An 18,077-nucleotide genomic window follows, 5' to 3' on the forward strand; every position below is an offset into this window, starting at 1 on the left:
GCCAAGCGACTGAAAGCTCAGCCGACCGGCTCTGATCACCCTGAAATACAATTATAACGCGCATAATTAATAGTATTTCTACGTTTACGTGTCTTGTGTGAAGCGCTTGTCTTAGAGGGAATCCAAATGCGCCTCGCTCGTCTGACCATCCGTTCGCGATTAACGCTCGTCATCTTGCTGAGCGCGCTCAGCGTCGTGCTGGCGATCGTGTTCGGGTTTGTCACGATGCGGCAGCAGATGATGGATGATCGAAAGGCCATGCTCGACAACGCTCTTGACCAGATCCTGGCGGTTGGCCAGACCGCGATGGCGAAAGCAGGCGGCCCCGGCGGCGAGGCCGGTCGCAAGGCCTTTCTGGACGTGATGGCCGCCGCCCGCTTCGGCGACAGCAAGGATCTCTCCTATGTCTTCGTCCACACGCTGGACGGCGTCACGCTGGTCGCCGTCGATCCCAAAAAGATCGGGCTCAATCGTCTCAAGGATGATACGGCTCTCGACGCGGCGACCATTCGGGAGCAGATCGACCTGGTTTCTGGCCTGGGAGGGCGCGGCGTCCAATATTATTCGAAGGTGAGGCCCGGTCAGGACAAGCCTTTGCCGAAAATGTCGATGCTCCGGAAAGTCGATGAACTCGGTGTCGTCGTTGGCACTGGCATTTACATTGACGATGTCGACTCGGTTTTCTGGAGCAAGACGAAATGGGCTTGCTCCTTTCTGCTCCCTCTGCTTGGCCTCATGATTGCGCTCTGTCTCGCCATTGGCCGTTCGATCACCTCCCCGCTGATGGGGCTGCGCGATTCCATGGACACCCTGGCGACAGGCGACACGTCGATCGCCATTTCGGGCCAGGAATACAAGACCGAGCTGGGCGCCTTCGCGCGCGCGCTGGAAAAATTCCGCGACGACGCGATCGAACGCGAGCAGGCGCTGGCGCGCGAAAAGGAGCAGGACCAGAGGCGCGCCGCGCGCGCGCAACTGGTCGATCAACTGTCCGAACGCTTCGACGCCGACGTCACCAGCCTGCTCAACACCGTCGAGGGCAAGGTCCAGGAGTTCCTCGGCGCGTCCCGGTCGCTGGAATCCAGCGCCGAGGAGAGCAATCAACGGATTGTCGCCGTCGCCTCCGCCTCGGAACAGTCCTCGGTCAATGTGCGTACGGCCGCCGCGGCGACGGAACAACTTTCCGCCAGCATCACGGAAATCGGCGGACAGGTGAAATCCTCCTCCGCCATGACCAGCGACGCCCTGCGACAGGCGCACAAGACCAATGAGCAGATCGCCGGACTGGCGGCGGCGACCACCCGCATCGGCGAAGTCGTCCAGCTGATTTCCGGCATAGCCGCGCAAACCAACCTGCTGGCGCTGAACGCGACCATCGAAGCGGCGCGCGCGGGCGAGGCCGGCCGCGGTTTCGCGGTGGTCGCCTCGGAGGTGAAGAATCTCGCCACCCAGACCACCAAGGCGACCGAGGAGATTTCCAGCCAGATCGCCAGCATTCAGTCGGAGACCGGCGGCGCCGTCGTCGCCATCGCCGCCATCACCAAGGTGATCGAGGATGTCGATCAGGTCAGCGTCGCCATAGCGGAGGCGGCCGAACAACAGTCCCTGGCCACGCAGGAAATCGCGCGCAGCTCCACCGAGGCGGCCCTCGGCGCGGGCGAGGTGGCGCAAAATGTCTTCGTGGTCGCCGAAGCCGTGCAGCGGACCCTTCAAACCTCGGCCGAACTCGGCGAAGGCGCGGTGACGCTGCAGCACGAGGCCGTCAGGCTGAGGCAGTCGGTGCAGGATTTCCTGTCCGGCGTCCGCGCCGCCTGAGGTTTTGGCCTTTTCCCCAACTTTGACGCGCCAAAACCTTGATTCCGCCGGCCTCATGGCGCCTTGTTCCAGACTGGAACAGGGTCCATGAAATTCGACAAGTTACGCCTCATCGGCTTCAAGAGTTTTGTTGAGCCGACCGAATTCGCCATCCAGCCGGGCCTGACAGGCGTGGTCGGGCCGAACGGTTGCGGCAAGTCGAACCTTGTCGAAGCCCTGCGCTGGGTGATGGGCGAGAATTCCTACAAGCAGATGCGCGCCTCCGGCATGGACGACGTCATCTTCTCCGGCTCGGGCTCGCGGCCCGCCCGCAACCACGCGGAAGTCATGCTGGTGCTCGACAACAGCGCCCGCACCGCGCCGGCCGCCTTCAACGATTCCGACATTATCGAAATCACCCGCCGCATCGAGCGCGAGGAAGGCTCGGCCTACAAGCTCAACGGCCGCGAGGTGCGCGCCCGCGACGTGCAATTGCTGTTCGCCGACGCCTCCTCCGGCGCGCGTTCGCCGGCTCTGGTGCGGCAGGGCCAGATCGGCGAGATCATTTCGGCCAAGCCCCAGGCCCGCCGCCGCATTCTCGAGGAAGCCGCCGGCATTGGCGGGCTGCATTCGCGTCGCCATGAGGCCGAACTGCGGCTGAAGGGCGCGGAGGAAAATCTCGTCCGCCTCGAAGACGTGCTGGGCCAGATCGGCGCGCAGACGGAATCGCTGCGGCGGCAGGCGCGCCAGGCCGCGCGCTACCGGGCGCTCGCCGCCGAAATCCGCCGCCACGAGGCTTTGGTCGCCCTGATCGCCCTGCGCGGCGCCACCGCGGAGGCGGCGGAGACCAAGGCCGCCGTCGAATCCAATGTGGTGAATCTGGCCGAAGCCACCCGTATCCAGTCCGAAACCGCCCGCCTTCAGGCCATCGCCGCCTTGGAGGCGCCGCGCGCGCGCGAGGCGGAATCCCAAGCTGGGGCCGCCCTGCAACGGCTGATCATGGCGCGCGAGGCCCTTGAGGGTGAGGAAAAGCGCGCCCAGTCCCGCCAGCTTGAACTGGAGCGGCGCTTCGCGCAGCTTGCCAACGATCTCAGCCGCGAAGGCGCGCATTTCGACGACGCCGCCGCCGCGCTGGAGCGCCTGCAAGTCGAAGAAGATGACATGTCCGGCGCCGGCGACGACGAGGCCGACCTCGCCGAGGAGGCGCGGCTGAAATGCGAGGAGGCCGAAGCCAGGCTGAAACAGTCGGAAGCCGCGCTCGAAGCCGCGCAAAACGCCTTCGCCGGCGTCGAGGCGCAGCGCAACGCGCTGGCCGAGAGCGCGCGCCGCGAGGAACAGGCTTTGGCGCGTTTCGAAGCCGAATTGCGCCGATTGGTCGATGAAATCGAAGCTTTGCGCGACAGCGCCGGCGAGGACGCCGATTTCGCCGAGGCGCTCGCCGAAGCCGAGCGGCTGATGGACGCCGCCGCGCAGGCCGAGGAAGAGGCGCTCGCCGCCGAAAGCGCCCTCGCCCTGGCGCGCGACGAGGAAACATTCTTGCGCGCGCCGCTTTCGGAGGCCGAGCGTCAGGCGCAGGCGCTGGAGACCGAGGCGCGGACGCTGGCGAACCTGCTGCGCTCCGAACACGGCGCCTGGCCGGCGGTGATCGAGGAGATCGTCGTCGAAAAGGGCTTTGAAGCCGCGCTGGGCGCCGCGCTCGGCGAGGATCTTCAAGCCTCCACCGACGACGAGGCCCCGGCGTTCTGGGCGCATTCCTTCGGGCTCGGCGACCCCGCCCTTCCCGACGAGGCCGCGCCGCTGTCGGGAAAAGTCCAGGCCCCAGCCTTGCTGGCGCGGCGTCTCGCCCAGATCGGCGTGGTCCCCAGCGAAACAGGGCGTCTGTTGCAAAGCCGGCTGAAGCCGGGCCAGCGGCTGGTCTCGGTCGAGGGCGATTTGTGGCGCTGGGACGGTTTGGTCCGGGCCGCCGAAGCGCCCACCGCCGCCGCGCGCCGGCTGAGCGAAAAAAACCGGCTCGAAGATCTCGAAATCGAGGCGAAAGCCGGCCGAGAAACGCTGTTTGCTCTGCGCGAGCGCATGGAGGCGGCCGCATCAGCCGTCGCCGAAGCGGTCGAGGCCGACCAGCGCGCCCGCGCCGCCACGCGCATGGCGCAAAAAAACCTTGGCGACGCCCGCGAGACCGCCAGCGCGGCGGAACGGCGCCAGGGCCAGCTTTTATCGCGGCTGTCCAGCCTTGAGGACGCGCGCCGGCGCGCCCAGGACATGCGCGACGAGGCTCAGGAGCGGCTCGCCGGCGCCCGCGAGGCGTTCGAGGATCTGCCGGAACCCGCGACTTTGCTCGGCGAGCGCGACGCGGCGCGGGCCTCCAACGCGCTCGACCGCGCTGAGGCCGCCGAAGCCCGCGCCGCCTTGCAGGCCTTCGCCCGCGAGGCCGAAGCCCGCATCCGCCGCCGCGAGGCCATCGCCAAGGAGAAGAAATCCTGGGCCGACCGCAAGGCCCGCTCGCTGGCGCAAAAGGAAGAGATTCAGGACCGGATCGCGGAGACGCAGGAGGAAATCGAGCGGCTCGCCGAGGCGCCCGACGAATTCCTGTTGCAGCGCCGCGCGCTGACCAGCGGCATCGAGGAGGCGGAGCACAAACTGAAGGACGCCGCCGACGCCCGCGCTCTCGCCGAAACCGCGCTCAGCGAGGCTGACCGCGCCGCCCGCGCCGCGCTGGAGGCGATGAGTTCGGCCCGCGAAAACCGCGCGCGGCTGGAAGCGCAGGCGGAAGCCGCGCAGCAGCGGCTGGCCTTCCTGACTCAAAGCGTTTTGCAGGAATTGCAATGCGCGCCGCATGCGCTGCGGGAGTTGGCGGGCGTCGCCGAAGACGACGAAACCGCCGGCATCGAGCCGGTGCAGCAAAAGCTCGCCGCCTTGAAGGCTGATCGTGAAAGACTCGGCGGCGTCAACCTGCGCGCCGAGGAAGAACTCGCCTCGATGGAATCCGAGCAGCAGAAGCTGGCTCAGGAACAGGCCGACCTTGCCGAAGCCATCCGGAAATTGCGGGCGGCCATTGGCTCGCTCAACAAGGAGGGCCGCGAGCGCCTGCTCGCCGCGTTCGAAAAGGTGGACGGGCATTTCCGCGAATTGTTCACCGTGCTGTTCGGCGGCGGCGCGGCAGAACTGCAACTGGTCGAATCGGACGACCCGCTGGAGGCGGGCCTGGAAATCATGGCCAAGCCGCCGGGCAAGAAGCCGGCGACCATGTCGCTGCTGTCGGGCGGCGAGCAGGCGCTGACGGCGATGTCGCTGATCTTCGCGGTGTTCCTGACCAATCCCTCGCCGATCTGCGTGCTCGACGAGGTGGACGCGCCGCTTGACGACGCCAATGTCGAGCGCTTCTGCGACCTTTTGGAGGATATGCGGAGCAAAACCGACACCCGCTTCATCGCCATCACCCACAATCCCATCACCATGGCGCGCATGGACCGGCTGTTCGGCGTGACCCAGGCCGAGCGCGGCGTGTCGCAACTGGTTTCGGTGGAGCTGGCGCAGGCGGAGCGGCTGCTGGAGGCGAGCTGAGCCGCGCCAGTTTCGGGCAAGACCTTGAGCGTATTTTAGGCGGCGAAATTCAATGGGACCGCACCATGACTTATCTGCATTCGATTTCAGCACGCATCGCATCGATCGCGCTGGTCGCCCTGCTTTTTATCGCCGGCGGCGGTGCGTTCAGCTATTTCAATCTCAGGGCCAATCTGCTCGCGCAAAAGGAGCTGGAGCTCAAGGATGAGGTCAAGACCGTCACGACGCTGATCGATGGCCTGCGCACCCGCGCGAAAAACGGCGAAATGACCGAGGCCGACGCCAAGGCCCAGGCGTTGGCCGCTTTGCGGCCGATGCGCTTTGGCGAGGACGCCAATTATTTCTTCATTTATGGCAAGGATGGCGCCGTTTTGATGCTGCCGCCGGTTCCGAAGGCCGAGGGAACCAATCGGTTCGATTTCAAGGACCCCGACGGTCGGCTTTTCGTCCGCGATTTCATCGCCAGCGCCCAGGCCGGCGGCGGGCTCACGACCTATCGCTGGCTCAAGCCGGGCGAAGCCGAGCCAAGTCTTAAACTGTCCTATACCGCCTTGGAGCCGGAATGGGATTGGGTGATCGGCACGGGATTTCATATCGGCGACCTTGAGGCGCTGCTCGCCCGAAGCTCGCACAACATTGTGCTGGCGCTGATCGCCGCCCTGATCGCCGTGGCCGGTATCGCCACCCTGGTCCAGCGGAGCATAAGTCGCCCCCTCGCCAGCCTGACCACGGCGATGGAGCGTTTGCGGCGCGGCGAACTCGACGCGGCGATCGACGGCGCCGACCGGCGCGACGAGATCGGCCAGATCGCCCGCGCCGTGGCGGAATTCCGCAACCTGCTGCGCGAGCAATTGGCGCGCGACGCCGCCGACGAGCGCGACCGGCGCGCCGAAGCCGAACGTGTCAGGCGCGAGACGCTGCACAAGCTCGCCGGTGATTTCGAGGCGCGGGTGGGCGGCGCCGCCGGCGCCATCGACAGCCAGGCGCAAAAATTCGAGCTGGTTTCGCGCGATCTGCACGCCCTGTCCGGCGCGACCCGCGAGCAGGCCGCCGCCAATGCGCGGACCGGCCGCACGGTGCAGGAAAACATCCAGTCGGCCTCGGCCTCGGCGGAAGAGCTTTCCGCCTCGATCCGCGAAATCCTGTCGCAGGTGTCGCGCGCCGCCGAATTTTCAGGGATAGCCGTGGCCGAATCGGCGCAGGCGAAGGAAGCCATGCGGACCTTGAGCGAATCGTCGCGGCAGGTCGGAGAGGTCGTGGCGCTGATCGAGGACATCGCCAACAAGACCAACCTGCTGGCGCTCAACGCCACCATCGAGGCGGCGCGCGCCGGCGAGGCCGGCAAGGGATTCGGCGTGGTGGCGAACGAAGTGAAGGCGCTGGCCGATTCGACCAAGCGGGCCATCGAAGACATTACCAAGCGAATCGAAGCCATCCAGCGCGGCGCCGACGCCTCCATGGCCTCCAACCGGACGGTGGAGGAAACCATCGGCCGTATCGACGCGAGTTCCGCCGCCATCGCGGCGACGCTGGACCAGCAGAGCGCCGCCGTGGACCAGATCGCCGAGGCGATCACCGGCACGCTGAAACTGGTTGGCGATCTCACGCGCAGCATGACCACTCTGCAGGACCAGGCCGAGGCCGCCGACGGCAAATCGGAGGAGGTCGCCGTCTCCGCCCGCGACATGCGCGGCCGGGCGGCGGACTTGCACGCGCAACTCGGGCAATTGAGTCAGGCCCTTCGGGCTGGGTGACGCTTCACGCGACGCCCTCTTGCGGGCGGGAACCGGCTCATGACGGCTCTTCTTGGTCTGATTTTGCGCCGCCCGACATTGACCCAATGGCCGCCTCATTCCATAGTTATGATTGACCGCAATTTCAGGCGAACTGATAAAATATTTTATAGAACGATAAAAATGAGAACGTTGAGCGCAACCCAAAGAAAATCTCTTTCTTCCAAAAGCCCGCTTGGGCAACAAATCGCCATGGCGTTGCATGAGGCCGCGCACGCAGTTCTGGCGTATCATTTTGGCTACAATGTCACCCACCTTTTTCTGAGTGTATTAGGCGGCGAAGCCGATTACAGGTTTTCTGAACTCAAGCGTTTCAGGAACAACTGGAAGTACCTTTTTCGGCGCGGCGTCATAGCAGAGGGCGGCTGTGCGTTTGTCGGACAATACCTTGAGACCGGAGATGAGTTCGACAAGAAAACCGTTGAGTTGATCGCAAGAGAATTGCATGCGCTCAATCCAGATGGGCCTTCAGTAACAAGACTCTCCGACTCCATCGCGAAGCGCGCGGGCCAGTTGTGCCATCGCTATCGCGCGCTGATCGAGCATGTGGCCTGTGTGTTGCTCGATCGCGGCGAACTTGATGCCGGCGCGTTCCTGGCGGAAATTGAACATTGGAAGGATTAGAGCATTTTCAAGCGAAGTGGATGCCAGTTCGCGTGAAGAAAATGCGTAAAAACAAAAAAATAGAGCGCATTTGGTGAACAAGTCGTGCCTATCCGGTTAACGCATACACCCACAACATGTAGAGGGGAGGCGAGCCAGATCGAGACCGCCGGACCGACCGAGTCCGGCTCGAAGGCGACGTTCGCATGCTTTCATGAACGACGGCTCGGTGTTCGATTGCCGACATGGTCGTCGGCTTTACTTAACGTAGCAATAATCCAGGCGCGTTAGGGTTCAAGCGTTGTCCTTCGATGAAAGAGATTGCGAGATGAGTTCTTTGAACAGCTCGGAAGAACCAGAGGTTTTGGACATTCCGATGTCTGTCACCCTCAGGCGGCAAATCCCCATCCGTTTCGATGAAGCCCCGCGATCCTGGCTCGGCGGCTTGCCGATGATGCCGAAGGGAATGAAATGGCCGCGCGACCCCGAAGGCGCTCCGCTGCATTTCGTCGCGCAAATCGCCTGCGCCGATCTCCCGGCGGCTCTCTGGTTTGGGCAGGGCCCGCGCCAGGGGTGGCTGCTGCTGTTCGTGGAAATCCTGAAATTCCAATACAGTGACGAAGCCGAACGCGGAATGGTGCAGGTTCTGCACACCACGGAGCTCGGCGTCGAGCATGAGCCCCCGCAAGATCTTCCCACCGTCCGTCATGTGATGAGCGATTATATTGGCTATGCCAAGCCGGAGTTTCGGCCCGGCGTGCCGAAACTCTGGCGCAAATGGCCGGTCGATGTCGTCGTCAGGGAAGCTCCGTTGATGTTTTCGGTGGAGGGCCTTTACCAGGAGCCCGTGTCGGAACACTCCATCAAACTTCATGGCGGCATCGACCTCGACCGCCCGCTCACCTGGCGTGGGGCGCTCTATGTCGTCGAAGGCGTCGCCGATGACGTCAGCGCGGAGAATGTCGAACGCAACATCGACAACGCGGGCGTGCTGTTCGAGCCGCCGGAGTTCGACCAGGGGTGGATCGAACGCTGCTTTGAGGCGCTGGACAAGACGAGAGCGAAACTCCAGGAGAACCGCGACAAGAACCAGAAAAGGCTCGACAAGGGCGTGGGGGGCTCTGTCCTGAAGGCGCTTGTGGCGGATGACGAGAGCAGCCTTGAAAGGCTGGACAAAGCCCGCGCTCGCTGGGAAGACGTTCACCGGGCCTACCCCGGTCCCGAGGGCGAGGCGAGCCTGAACGCCGAGATCAAGAGCCTGGGCGAGGCGCATCTGGCGTTGATACCCGAACTGCGAGCCCTGCTCACGCGCCTGATGGACCGCATCCTCGCGCAGGACCTCGACGCGCCTCTTCCGGAGGCAGAATGGTGCGCCATTCGGGCGAGCATGGAAGACTTCAAGAGCACGTGCTGGGTCGCGGCGGAGGGTGTTCCCGAAAAGGCCGAGTGTCAGGTCGTGCGCTGGTACAACCGCCTCGACATGGCCATACGCGAAGACGTGCTGGACCTTTACGCGCGCGGACAGCGGCATCCCGCGCTGGCGGGCGCGCGCCTCCGGGATATCGAGGAAAAGCTGCGGAAACTGGATCGTCCGCATCGCATGGGAGGGATTCCAGCCTCCGGGCAATGCGATAATCCGCTCGAACTGACGCTGTTGATTGAATTGGCGACCGACGCGGCGATGGGCTGGTCCTGGCACGACGCCGGAACGCTCTTCGTGACGACTTCGCCCTCCGCGTTGCGCCGCAACCGCTTCAACAAGCTGGAAGCCTGGATCGAACAGTGATCGCCGGCGGTGATTGCGTTCCGTTGGACGCGGGGGCCGCGCTTGGCAGGGTCCGCTTGGCAGGGCATTGCTTCCCTTCGGCCTACGCCCGCAAACCGCCGCTCTCTGTCTTTGCCCAAGCACTTTGCCCAAGCGCGCGATCCCTCTACATATAGTAGGTGTATGCGTTAACCGGATAAGCAAGGAACAAGTGTTCACCGAATGCGCTCTAGCCGTCGGTTTTCGACTCCTACAGCGGGATGTTCTTGAAGATCTTGCCGTCCTTCATCACCACCAGCAGAGACTTCTCCGGCTGTTCGAACAGTTTTAAATCGGCGAGCGGGTCGCCGTCGATCAGGAGCAGATCGGCCAGCGCCCCCTCCTGGACGATGCCGAGCCTGCCTTCATAGGGACTGCGCAGGCCCGAAAGCGCCAGAAGTTCGGCATTGGTCGAGGTCGCCAACTTCAAGATTTCGGCGGCGGAATACCAGCGCAACAGCCGCGTCAGATTCTCGCCCTGCATCGCCGCCGCCTTGGGGTCGAACAGGATATCCGTACCCCAGGCGGTCTTGACCTTGTGCTTGATGGCGAGGCGATAGGCGTTGTCCGTGCCCCGATACATTTCCTGCTGCTTCCGGTCATTCGGCGAGCCCTCGGGGAAGGCGCTGGGACCGATGTCGAGGAAGGGCTGCAGGCTCCACCAGATTTCCTTTTCCGCCAGCAGCGCCACGGTGGCCTCGTCGAGCAACTGGCCATGGTCGATGCAGCGCACGCCGGCCGCGACCGCCTGACGCACGGCGCGCGGCGTATAGGCGTGGACGGTGGCGTAGGTCCCCCAGTTTTCCGCCGCCTCGACGCCGGCGCGCATTTCCTCCAGCGTGAACTGGGTGACGTCGAGCGGATCGTAGGGCGAAGCCACGCCGCCGCCGGCCATCAGCTTGATCTGGGAGGCGCCGAGCGCCAGTTGCTCGCGGGCGCGCTTGCGCACCGTTCCGGGATCGTCGGCGATGGCGGAGCCGCCGGCGCGTTCGGAAAAAGTGTAGTCGCCAGGCCGCGCGGGAAAATCGTTGGGCATGCGAAAATCGCCGTGGCCGCCGGTCTGCGAAATGAAGGCGCCCGCCGGCCAGATGCGCGGGCCGACCGCCAGCCCGGAATCGATGCCGCGTTTCAGTCCGAACACGGGTCCGCCGAGATCACGAACGCTGGTGAAGCCGCGCAGCAGCATGTCATGGGCGGCCTTGACCGCCGCGACATGGATGAAGCCGACATCCGAGGTGAGGATCACGCTCTGCGGCACGGTGGAAAACATGATGTGGGTGTGCGCGTCGATCAGGCCGGGGGTGAGCGTGCGGCCCTTGCCGTCGATGCGAATCAGGGTGGCGTCGGCGGGCGCGGCGATCGGCGCGGCCGAGATGGTCTGGATGAGATTGCCGACCACCAGCACGTAGGACGGACCCGAGAGCCTGTCGGCCTTGCCGTCGAAAATGCGTACATTCTCGAACAGGATGGCGGAGGGTTTTGCCGGTTGCGCGCGCGCAGGCGTTGGCGTTTCGCCGAGACTCAAGGCGCCGGCGACAGCGCCGGCGCCGATCACGAAGCCACGCCGCGACAGTTCGGTGGTGGCGCGGTGAGTGAAAGTGACCAGACGCGGATCGCAGCACGGACAGCCACGATTCTGGACAAGATGCTGATATTTACCGCCTGCGCGCATCGCAATCGCCTTTTCCAGATGAAATTCACTTCATGCCAAACGCCCGCGCCGTCGATTCTGACGCACGAACATGTCGGCCGCGATACAAAAATCCGTGGTGAGGCGAAGCAAATCGCCCCGGGCGCTCATGCCTCGGCGCTCATGCCGAGCGGCCGGCCGCACCGCGCGCGGGTTGTGTCCGCCATCTGGCGCGGAATATGCTCAAATCGCGCAAAAGCCGCGCCGCGCCAAGCGTCCCGGCCCGATTGCGACACAAGAGAGAGCAAGACGCCATGAAAGTCGCCATCGCGACAAAAGAATTTTCCGAAGTCAGCGGCCACGCCGGCCAGGCGCGGCAATGGCTGGTTTACGATCTTAGCCGTCACACGCCGGGCGAGCCGCTGCCGGAACCGGCGCGCGTCACGCTCGCCAAGGAGCAGACGCCGCATTACATCGAGGACGAAGACGCCCCGCATCCGCTCGACGGTGTGGAGGTGATGATCGCCGGCAGCGCCGGCGACGGCTTTGTCAGGCACATGAAGAAGCGCGGCGCCGACGTGATACTCACCGGCGAACCCGATCCCGCGCTCGCCCTGACCAAACTGATTGCGGGCGAACACCTGCCAGACCAGAAGTTCGACATCACGACGAGCCTGTGCAAGCTGCGCGATTTCTTCTCGCGGCATTGAGGCGGTCGAACCGCTGACCGCGCGCCGGCGGCTTCAATCGCCGGTCAGTTTGGCGTGCCAGGTTGTATCGACATATTCGTAGAGCTCGGTCATCTTCCGGTCCCTGAACTTGATCAAATTGCCGACCATGACATCGATTCTGGCGGAGGTGCCGCGATGGCGCAGCGTGTTGCGACGGCGGATGGCGATGGCGTCGCCCTCGACCAGTACGTTGAGCAACTCTCCATTCGTCTGTTCGATTTCGCCGTCGATTCGTTCGAGCGCCGCGCGAATCGCGGCCTTGCCGGCGTAATCGCCGCTGAAAGGATAGTTGGGAACGCGCCCGACGATGTGAAAAACGGCATCGTCGTGAAAGAAGCCGAGAAAAACGTCGAGATCGAAGCGCGTGGCATAAGCATGGAAGACAAGTTCGCGGATCGAGGCGATTGAATCGCCGCCGTCGAGATCGTTTTCGTGACGCATGGCTTGGGGGTCCGGCGTTTCTGATCGTCCTTGCGTCTCGTTTATACGTAGGACCATGGCTTGGGTAGAGGCGTTGGACGCGGTGTTTGCGCGCCCGCGCTTGCTTCTTTTCTTGCAAGGCGAATCGCCAGGCCTGCGTCAGCCCGCGTCAGACCTTTGGCCCCTGCGGGACGAAGATGCGTTTTTATAAGTCAAATCAACGCATTAATTCATAAGATGAAATCCCGCCTTTATCTTGACAGCGGAAAGTCGCGTCAATATGGTGCGCCCGGTTCAAGAAGGGCGGGGCGCGCAGGCGTTCCGGGTCCGGTCCCATCGGACGGCGCTTCAAACGACCTTCTGCTGTCGAGGCGGCCGTCGGCGCGCCTTCTCCTGAAAAGCGATATTCGCCGATCGCGATATTCGCCGGTCGAACGGGGACGCCATGCGGGACGGGTCGGACGACGCCGAGGACATGAAGGCGCGGCTCGCCAAGCTGGCGAGCGACCTTCAGGGGCGACGCGATGCGGACAAGGTCGACGAGCGCCGCCGCTCCGAGGTCGAGACGTCCAGCAAGAGCCTCGGGCGGGCGATGAGCCTCGGCTTTCGCGTGCTGACGGAATTTGTCGCCGCCACGGTGGTGGGCGCCCTGATCGGGTGGCGCCTCGATGTCTGGCTGGGGACGACCCCGTTCCTGCTCATCCTGTTCCTGGGATTGGGTATTGCGGCGGGGTTCAACAATGTCTACAGGCTGGCGGCGCCGCCAGCGCGACGCGACGGCGATCCGCCGCCGCCGTGACAGGGTTGGAGAGTTTCCCGTCGCGATGACGGGCTTGCGGGTTTCCCGTCAAAGTGACGGGCTTGGCGGATCTTCCGCCGTAATGACTAGGACGGCGGGTTTCGCCCGCGAAGATTGAAGGACGGAACATGTCGGAAGCCGGCGCCTCAGCGGTCGATCCCATCCACCAGTTTCACATCAAGGTCATCCAGCCGCTCGATCTGTTCGGGGTGGACGCCTCCTTCACCAATTCGGCGCTGTTCATGGCGCTGGGCGCGCTGGCCGTGATCGTGGTGATGCTGATCGGCACCTCCGGCAGGAAAATCATTCCGACCCGCCTGCAGACCTCGGCCGAGTTGGCCTACGAATTCGCCGCCGACATGGTGCGCCAGACCTGCGGCGAAGCCGGCATGCGCTTCTTCCCGCTGGTCTTCACCCTGTTCATGTTCGTGCTGGCCTGCAACCTGATCGGCCTGTGGCCCTACACCTACGAGGTGATGGCGCAGATCATCATCACCGCCGGCATGGCCTTCTCGATCATCTTCCTGTCGATCGGCTACGGCATCTACAAGCATGGCCTGCATTTCTTCGGCCTGTTCAAGCCGTCGGGCGTCGGCCCGATCATGTCCATCTTCATCGTTCCGATCGAAATCCTGTCCTTCATCTCGCGGCCGGTTTCGCTCTCGGTTCGTCTTTTCGCCAACATGCTGGCGGGCCACATTATGCTGGCCGTGTTCGGCGGCTTCTGCGTCATGCTGCTCGGCGCCGGCGGCTACGCCTTTCTCGCGCCGCTGCCGCTGCTCGGCATCACCCTGCTGACCGCTTTCGAACTGCTGGTCTCGGTGCTGCAAGCTTACGTGTTCGCCGTTCTCACTTGCGTCTATCTCAACGACGCGCTTCACCCGGGCCACTGATAATCGACCTAACAACAAAGAGTCGCCCACAATACCAAATGGAGTCTTATGATGGGTTCTGAAGCAGCTAGACTTATCGGCGCCGGCCTCGCGGCGATCGGCGTTGGCGCGGCCGCCATCGGCGTCGGCGTGATCTGGGGCAACTTCCTGTCGGGCGCGCTGCGCAACCCGTCGGCCTCGGACGGCCAGTTCGGCCGCGTGTTCATCGGCACGGCGCTCGCCGAAGGTCTGGGCATCTTCGCCTTCCTCATCGCGCTGATCCTGCTGTTCGTCGCGAAGTGATTTTTTCGCGCCCCGGTTCCGCCCGGGGCGCGCCTTTCCTGGAGCGTGTTTGACGAGCCGCCAAACACGCTCCGGTCTTTCGTTTCCACGCGTTTTCTTCACGCGAACCGGCTTCTCTTCGCTTGAAAACGCTTCTCAAGGACCCAAGGAACGTCTATGGCCACGCAAGGCGCTGAAGGGCTCGCCGCCGGAACCGAGGTTCCCGCCGGTCCCGCCCACGAAGATGTGTTTCCGCCCTTCGACTCGACCTATTTCGCGCCCCAACTGATCTGGCTGGCGCTGATTTTCGGCGTGCTCTATCTGCTGATGGCGAAGATCGCCCTGCCGCGCGTCGCCGGCATTCTCGCGATCCGCAAGCAAACGATCAGCGACGATCTCCAGGCCGCCACCAAGGCGCAGGAAGACGCCGCCGCCGCCGCCGCCGCGCATGAGAAGACGCTCGCCAAGGCCAAGGCCAAGGCGCAGGCGCTCGGCCAGCAGGCCCACGCCGCCGCCGCCGCCGCCGCTGACGCCAGCCGCGGCAAGCTCGAAGCCGAACTCGGCGCCAAGCTGGCCGAGGCGGAAAAGAAGATCGGCGAAACCAAGACCGCCGCCATGGCCAATGTCGACGCCATCGCGGTCGAGGTCGCCCACGCCATCCTGCAACATGTCACCGGCGCTTCGGCCGACCCCAAGGCGGTCGTCGCGGCCGTCGCAGCCGCGAAAGCCTGAGGAGCGGAAAATGGAATTTGACGCTGAATTCTATTTCTTGCTCGGCGCGGCGCTGTTGCTGGTTTTCTTCCTTTACATTGGCTTGCCCAAATGGATTGGAAAGTCGCTGGACGCCCGCATCGACGGCATCAAGAACGAGTTGGACGAGGCCGCGCGCCTGCGCGCCGAGGCGCAAGCCCTGCTCGACAGCTTCGCCGCCAGGACGGCGGAAGCCGAACAGCAGGCCGTCGCGATCGTCGCCCAGGCCAAGAGCGAAGCTGAGGTTCTGGCCAAGGAGGCGCAGGCCCGTCTTGAAGACTACATCGCCCGCCGCAAGAAGCAGGCCGACGACAAGATCGCGCTGGCGGAAGCCAACGCCATCGCCGAAGTCCGCTCCGCCGCGGCCGACGCCGCCGTCAAGGCGGCGGAAAGCGTGCTGAAGGCCTCCGGCAACCAGGCCGCCTTCGTCGATCAGGGCATCGCCAGCGTCAAGGCGCTGGTGAACTGAATTTTCAAGATAACCGAATCGACGAGGCCGGGGCATGTCCCCGGCCTTTTTCATTGGCGCGTCCAAGCCTTGGGTCCAGCATTGTTTTTTGTGGAAGCGCCGACGCGAACGACTCGGCATGGCCAAGCCCAAGCATGACCTCAATCTCGCCAACGGCCCGGTGTGGACCCGCGCGCCGGGTAGCGTGGCGGGGGCGCGGTCAATGCCGATCGTCCCCTCCACCGATTGGTCATTGCACCAGGCATTTTTCGGCGAAGCTTCGCCAAGTCAGACCGGTCGCCTGTCCCGCGAGTTTCCGCGCGCGCCAGTCCTCGCCGCAGGCGCGCATTCTTTCGCGCGACGCTGGCGGAAGATTGTAGGGTTGCAGACTCCCCACATCGACATCGACCGGTTGGCGCCCGGTCGCGGCGCCGGCGTTCGGGCAGTTCGGCGCGCAGGCCTCTGGCGTGGTCGCGCTGGGCGCTGCGGCCTTGCCGAATTCGGGGGGCCGCGCCGGCGGGGCCGGTGTCGCCGCGGGCGCGGCGGCCGCGAGGCCAAAGGACACAATCACCAAAGGAACGAGCGCGAAAAGGTCTGGTTTCATCAGGGCTCTGCCGCCTGTGCGACGGTGTTGAATGCGTGTGCGGCCTTCCGTGGGGCGCGGCGCGGGGAAGGGGCGGCGCCGAAAAAAGCGATGGCGGAGACGGAGGGATTCGAACCCTCGATAGGGCTTTACAACCCTATAACGGTTTAGCAAACCGCCGCCTTCAGCCTCTCGGCCACGTCTCCAGCGTATGAGACATGATTCGGGCATCGCCTGTCCGAACCGGTCACCATGTTCAGACATATGCCCGACCCCGAGGCGCTTGGCAAGCATTTCGCGTCGGCGGCGGGCGTTTTGCGCCCGCCGCCCGCGTCAAGATTGCGGCTGGTTTGGCGGCGCCGTTGCGTCTAAAAATATCCGCATGGCTGGATGTCGGCGCATCCCGCGCCGCTTTAAGAAATGGCGGGGAGGTTTCATGGCGGGAAAATGGCGCTACGGCCTGTTGGCGCTGGCCGTCCTGTGGCTGGCCGCGAACTGGGTCGAGACCGGCCGGATCGAGGCCGATCTCGAAGCCCGCGCGCGCGGCGCGCTCGACGCCGTGAAGATCGCGGGCGTGACGCCGCGCGTCGCGGGGCGCGACATCAGCCTCAAGGGTGAGATCGCCAGCGACGAGGCCCGCGCGGCGGCGCTGGCCGGCGTGGCGGCCGTGACCGGCGTGCGCAAGACGGAGGATGCGCTCGCGCGGAAAGCGCCGGCCCCCGAGCCGCCGGCCCCGCCCGCGCCCGCTTTGGCCGATCAGGTCAAGACCGGGGAAGGCGGCAAGACCGGGGAAGGTGGGAAGAGTGGGCAAGCTGACAAGAGCGGAGAAGTCGCGCCCGTCGCTTCGCCCTATCTGTTCCGCGCGGAATCCTCGGGCGGCAAGCTCACGCTGAGCGGCTTCTATCCCGACGCTGATTCGCACGCCAGGATCAAGGCGGCGGCGAGCGCCGGCCGCGAACTGGTCGACCGCACGCAGGCCGGAAGCGGCGCCCCGCGCGATTTCGTCGAAGCGGCGCTGGCCGGACTCGACCAGTTGGCGCGGCTGCGCGAGGGCGCGCTCCACCTGCGCGGTCGCACGGCGCGCCTCAGCGGCGAGGCGGCCAGCGCCGAACTCGCCGACGACATTCGCGCCAAATTCATCGGCGCGCTGCCCGACGGCTTCGCCGCGCGATCGCAACTGACGGGGCCCGCCCATGAGTCCGCGCCGGCGAAGGAAAAGGCGGCGGGCGCCCCGAGCGTCGAGAAGCTGGCCGCCGCGCGAGGACCGGAAAAGCCTGCCGAAACGCCTGCCGAAAAACCGCGCGGCGATGCGGCCGCGTGCCAGGCGCGCATGGCCGCCCTGGTCAAGGAGCATCCCATCGTGTTCCGCGTCGGCAGCGCCCGGCTCGCGCCGGAATCGGCGGCAACGCTCGACGCTGTTGCGGCGGAGGCGAAGCTTTGTCCGGGCGTCGCGTTCGAAGTGGCCGGTCACACCGACGACATCGGTTATGTCAGCGAGAATCGGGAGCTGTCGCGCCGCCGCGCCGAGTCGGTGCTGGTCTATCTCGTCGCCGCCGGCGTCGCGCCGCGTCGGCTGACGGCGGTGGGCTATGGCGAGCGCCGTCCGCTCGTCGCCAACGACAGCGACGACAACCGGGCGAAGAATCGCCGCATCGAATTCAATCTGAAATAGGGCGGCGTCCATGATCTATCTGTCGCAGACCCTTCTTCCCTGGTGGCTGGCGGCCTTCGCGCTGGGCGTCGCGATCGGCTTCATCCCGGCCCGCCGCGACGCCTCGGTCGGGCGCGGGCGCGGCGTCGCGGCGACGCTCGTGTTGGCGCTTGGCGCGGTCGCGGCCACCCTGGCCCTGCCGCCCGGCCGGGCGGGTCTTTGGCTCGAAACGGCGGTGCTGGCCTCCGCCGCCTATGGGGTCGGCTGCCTGTGCGGGGCCGCGATCGCCGCGCTTTTCGCGCGCCGCGCCGCGCTGGCGGCGAATGGCGGGGGACCCGCCCTGGCGCCGCCGGAGG

At 65.1% G+C, this 18,077-nt stretch carries 16 protein-coding genes and 1 tRNA gene; 13 read left to right on the top strand and 4 right to left on the bottom strand.

Going from position 1 to position 18,077, the window contains the following annotated elements:
• The first annotated feature begins 126 nt into the window (after positions 1 to 126).
• From CCR94_RS12085 to CCR94_RS12100, 5 genes are all read left to right on the top strand, one after another.
• On the top strand, positions 127 to 1,815 hold the full coding sequence (locus CCR94_RS12085; RefSeq protein ID WP_104508102.1) for a methyl-accepting chemotaxis protein: 1,689 nt from the start codon (positions 127 to 129) through the stop codon (positions 1,813 to 1,815).
• An 87-nt stretch (positions 1,816 to 1,902) separates the two neighbouring features.
• Positions 1,903 to 5,355 carry a chromosome segregation SMC family protein gene (locus CCR94_RS12090; protein ID WP_104508103.1) on the top strand — a complete coding sequence of 1,151 codons (3,453 nt, stop codon included), beginning with the start codon at positions 1,903 to 1,905 and terminating at the stop codon, positions 5,353 to 5,355.
• Between the two features lie 65 nt (positions 5,356 to 5,420).
• Positions 5,421 to 7,109, top strand: coding sequence for a methyl-accepting chemotaxis protein (locus CCR94_RS26745; RefSeq protein ID WP_104508104.1), 1,689 nt, complete (start codon positions 5,421 to 5,423; stop codon positions 7,107 to 7,109).
• Positions 7,110 to 7,148: 39 nt separating this feature from the next.
• Entirely contained in the window at positions 7,149 to 7,772 is a 624-nt protein-coding gene (locus CCR94_RS24575) for a hypothetical protein (protein ID WP_146089976.1), read from the top strand.
• A 355-nt stretch (positions 7,773 to 8,127) separates the two neighbouring features.
• Positions 8,128 to 9,537, top strand: coding sequence for a DUF1963 domain-containing protein (locus tag CCR94_RS12100; protein ID WP_158254734.1), 1,410 nt, complete (start codon positions 8,128 to 8,130; stop codon positions 9,535 to 9,537).
• 229 nt (positions 9,538 to 9,766) lie between these two features.
• Here the strand turns inward: CCR94_RS12100 and CCR94_RS12105 are convergent, their stop codons facing one another.
• A complete protein-coding gene (locus tag CCR94_RS12105) occupies positions 9,767 to 11,227 on the bottom strand; it encodes a metal-dependent hydrolase family protein (RefSeq protein ID WP_104508106.1) in 1,461 nt (486 codons plus the stop codon).
• 272 nt (positions 11,228 to 11,499) lie between these two features.
• Between CCR94_RS12105 and CCR94_RS12115 the strand changes: the two genes are divergently transcribed.
• Positions 11,500 to 11,895 (top strand): NifB/NifX family molybdenum-iron cluster-binding protein, encoded by a 396-nt coding sequence (locus CCR94_RS12115; protein ID WP_104508108.1) that lies wholly within the window; start codon positions 11,500 to 11,502, stop codon positions 11,893 to 11,895.
• A gap of 33 nt (positions 11,896 to 11,928) precedes the next feature.
• Here the strand turns inward: CCR94_RS12115 and CCR94_RS12120 are convergent, their stop codons facing one another.
• A complete protein-coding gene (locus CCR94_RS12120) occupies positions 11,929 to 12,357 on the bottom strand; it encodes a nuclear transport factor 2 family protein (RefSeq protein ID WP_158254735.1) in 429 nt (142 codons plus the stop codon).
• 424 nt (positions 12,358 to 12,781) lie between these two features.
• On the opposite strand from CCR94_RS12120, the gene CCR94_RS12125 reads away from it, so the two are divergent.
• The 5 genes from CCR94_RS12125 to CCR94_RS12145 all read left to right on the top strand — a co-directional run bounded on the left by CCR94_RS12125 (position 12,782) and on the right by CCR94_RS12145 (position 15,508).
• Positions 12,782 to 13,135, top strand: coding sequence for an AtpZ/AtpI family protein (locus CCR94_RS12125; RefSeq protein ID WP_104508110.1), 354 nt, complete (start codon positions 12,782 to 12,784; stop codon positions 13,133 to 13,135).
• 128 nt (positions 13,136 to 13,263) lie between these two features.
• Positions 13,264 to 14,028 carry a F0F1 ATP synthase subunit A gene (locus CCR94_RS12130; RefSeq protein WP_104508111.1) on the top strand — a complete coding sequence of 255 codons (765 nt, stop codon included), beginning with the start codon at positions 13,264 to 13,266 and terminating at the stop codon, positions 14,026 to 14,028.
• Positions 14,029 to 14,079: 51 nt separating this feature from the next.
• On the top strand, positions 14,080 to 14,310 hold the full coding sequence (locus CCR94_RS12135) for a F0F1 ATP synthase subunit C (protein WP_104508112.1): 231 nt from the start codon (positions 14,080 to 14,082) through the stop codon (positions 14,308 to 14,310).
• Between the two features lie 156 nt (positions 14,311 to 14,466).
• The gene (locus CCR94_RS12140) at positions 14,467 to 15,021 is read left to right on the top strand and encodes a F0F1 ATP synthase subunit B family protein (RefSeq protein WP_104508113.1); all 555 of its coding nucleotides are present in this window, start codon (positions 14,467 to 14,469) and stop codon (positions 15,019 to 15,021) included.
• Positions 15,022 to 15,031: 10 nt separating this feature from the next.
• Positions 15,032 to 15,508, top strand: coding sequence for a F0F1 ATP synthase subunit B family protein (locus CCR94_RS12145; RefSeq protein ID WP_104508114.1), 477 nt, complete (start codon positions 15,032 to 15,034; stop codon positions 15,506 to 15,508).
• 229 nt (positions 15,509 to 15,737) lie between these two features.
• Here the strand turns inward: CCR94_RS12145 and CCR94_RS12150 are convergent, their stop codons facing one another.
• Together CCR94_RS12150 and CCR94_RS12155 are read right to left on the bottom strand one after the other, a co-directional pair.
• Entirely contained in the window at positions 15,738 to 16,091 is a 354-nt protein-coding gene (locus CCR94_RS12150) for a hypothetical protein (protein WP_104508115.1), read from the bottom strand.
• Positions 16,092 to 16,182: 91 nt separating this feature from the next.
• Positions 16,183 to 16,276: transfer RNA gene (locus CCR94_RS12155), tRNA-Ser, on the bottom strand.
• Between the two features lie 230 nt (positions 16,277 to 16,506).
• On the opposite strand from CCR94_RS12155, the gene CCR94_RS12160 reads away from it, so the two are divergent.
• Positions 16,507 to 17,742 carry an OmpA family protein gene (locus tag CCR94_RS12160; protein WP_104508116.1) on the top strand — a complete coding sequence of 412 codons (1,236 nt, stop codon included), beginning with the start codon at positions 16,507 to 16,509 and terminating at the stop codon, positions 17,740 to 17,742.
• Positions 17,743 to 17,752: 10 nt separating this feature from the next.
• On the top strand, positions 17,753 to 18,077 hold a 325-nt coding region (locus tag CCR94_RS12165; protein WP_193938432.1), incomplete at its 3' end, for a hypothetical protein.

This window comes from Rhodoblastus sphagnicola, from assembly GCF_002937075.1.
GTDB lineage: Bacteria > Pseudomonadota > Alphaproteobacteria > Rhizobiales > Beijerinckiaceae > Rhodoblastus > Rhodoblastus sphagnicola.

Bases quoted from the DNA above. Each gene is read 5' to 3' on its own strand.
- CCR94_RS24575 (WP_146089976.1), top strand. From the start codon at position 7,149: ATGACGGCTCTTCTTGGTCTGATTTTGCGCCGCCCGACATTGACCCAA.
- CCR94_RS12145 (WP_104508114.1), top strand. From the start codon at position 15,032: ATGGAATTTGACGCTGAATTCTATTTCTTGCTCGGCGCGGCGCTGTTG.
- CCR94_RS26745 (WP_104508104.1), top strand. From the start codon at position 5,421: ATGACTTATCTGCATTCGATTTCAGCACGCATCGCATCGATCGCGCTG.
- CCR94_RS12125 (WP_104508110.1), top strand. From the start codon at position 12,782: ATGCGGGACGGGTCGGACGACGCCGAGGACATGAAGGCGCGGCTCGCC.
- CCR94_RS12135 (WP_104508112.1), top strand. From the start codon at position 14,080: ATGGGTTCTGAAGCAGCTAGACTTATCGGCGCCGGCCTCGCGGCGATC.
- CCR94_RS12150 (WP_104508115.1), bottom strand. From the start codon at position 16,091: ATGAAACCAGACCTTTTCGCGCTCGTTCCTTTGGTGATTGTGTCCTTT.
- CCR94_RS12130 (WP_104508111.1), top strand. From the start codon at position 13,264: ATGTCGGAAGCCGGCGCCTCAGCGGTCGATCCCATCCACCAGTTTCAC.
- CCR94_RS12085 (WP_104508102.1), top strand. From the start codon at position 127: ATGCGCCTCGCTCGTCTGACCATCCGTTCGCGATTAACGCTCGTCATC.
- CCR94_RS12105 (WP_104508106.1), bottom strand. From the start codon at position 11,227: ATGCGCGCAGGCGGTAAATATCAGCATCTTGTCCAGAATCGTGGCTGT.
- CCR94_RS12090 (WP_104508103.1), top strand. From the start codon at position 1,903: ATGAAATTCGACAAGTTACGCCTCATCGGCTTCAAGAGTTTTGTTGAG.
- CCR94_RS12140 (WP_104508113.1), top strand. From the start codon at position 14,467: ATGGCCACGCAAGGCGCTGAAGGGCTCGCCGCCGGAACCGAGGTTCCC.
- CCR94_RS12100 (WP_158254734.1), top strand. From the start codon at position 8,128: ATGTCTGTCACCCTCAGGCGGCAAATCCCCATCCGTTTCGATGAAGCC.
- CCR94_RS12120 (WP_158254735.1), bottom strand. From the start codon at position 12,357: ATGCGTCACGAAAACGATCTCGACGGCGGCGATTCAATCGCCTCGATC.
- CCR94_RS12160 (WP_104508116.1), top strand. From the start codon at position 16,507: ATGGCGGGAAAATGGCGCTACGGCCTGTTGGCGCTGGCCGTCCTGTGG.
- CCR94_RS12115 (WP_104508108.1), top strand. From the start codon at position 11,500: ATGAAAGTCGCCATCGCGACAAAAGAATTTTCCGAAGTCAGCGGCCAC.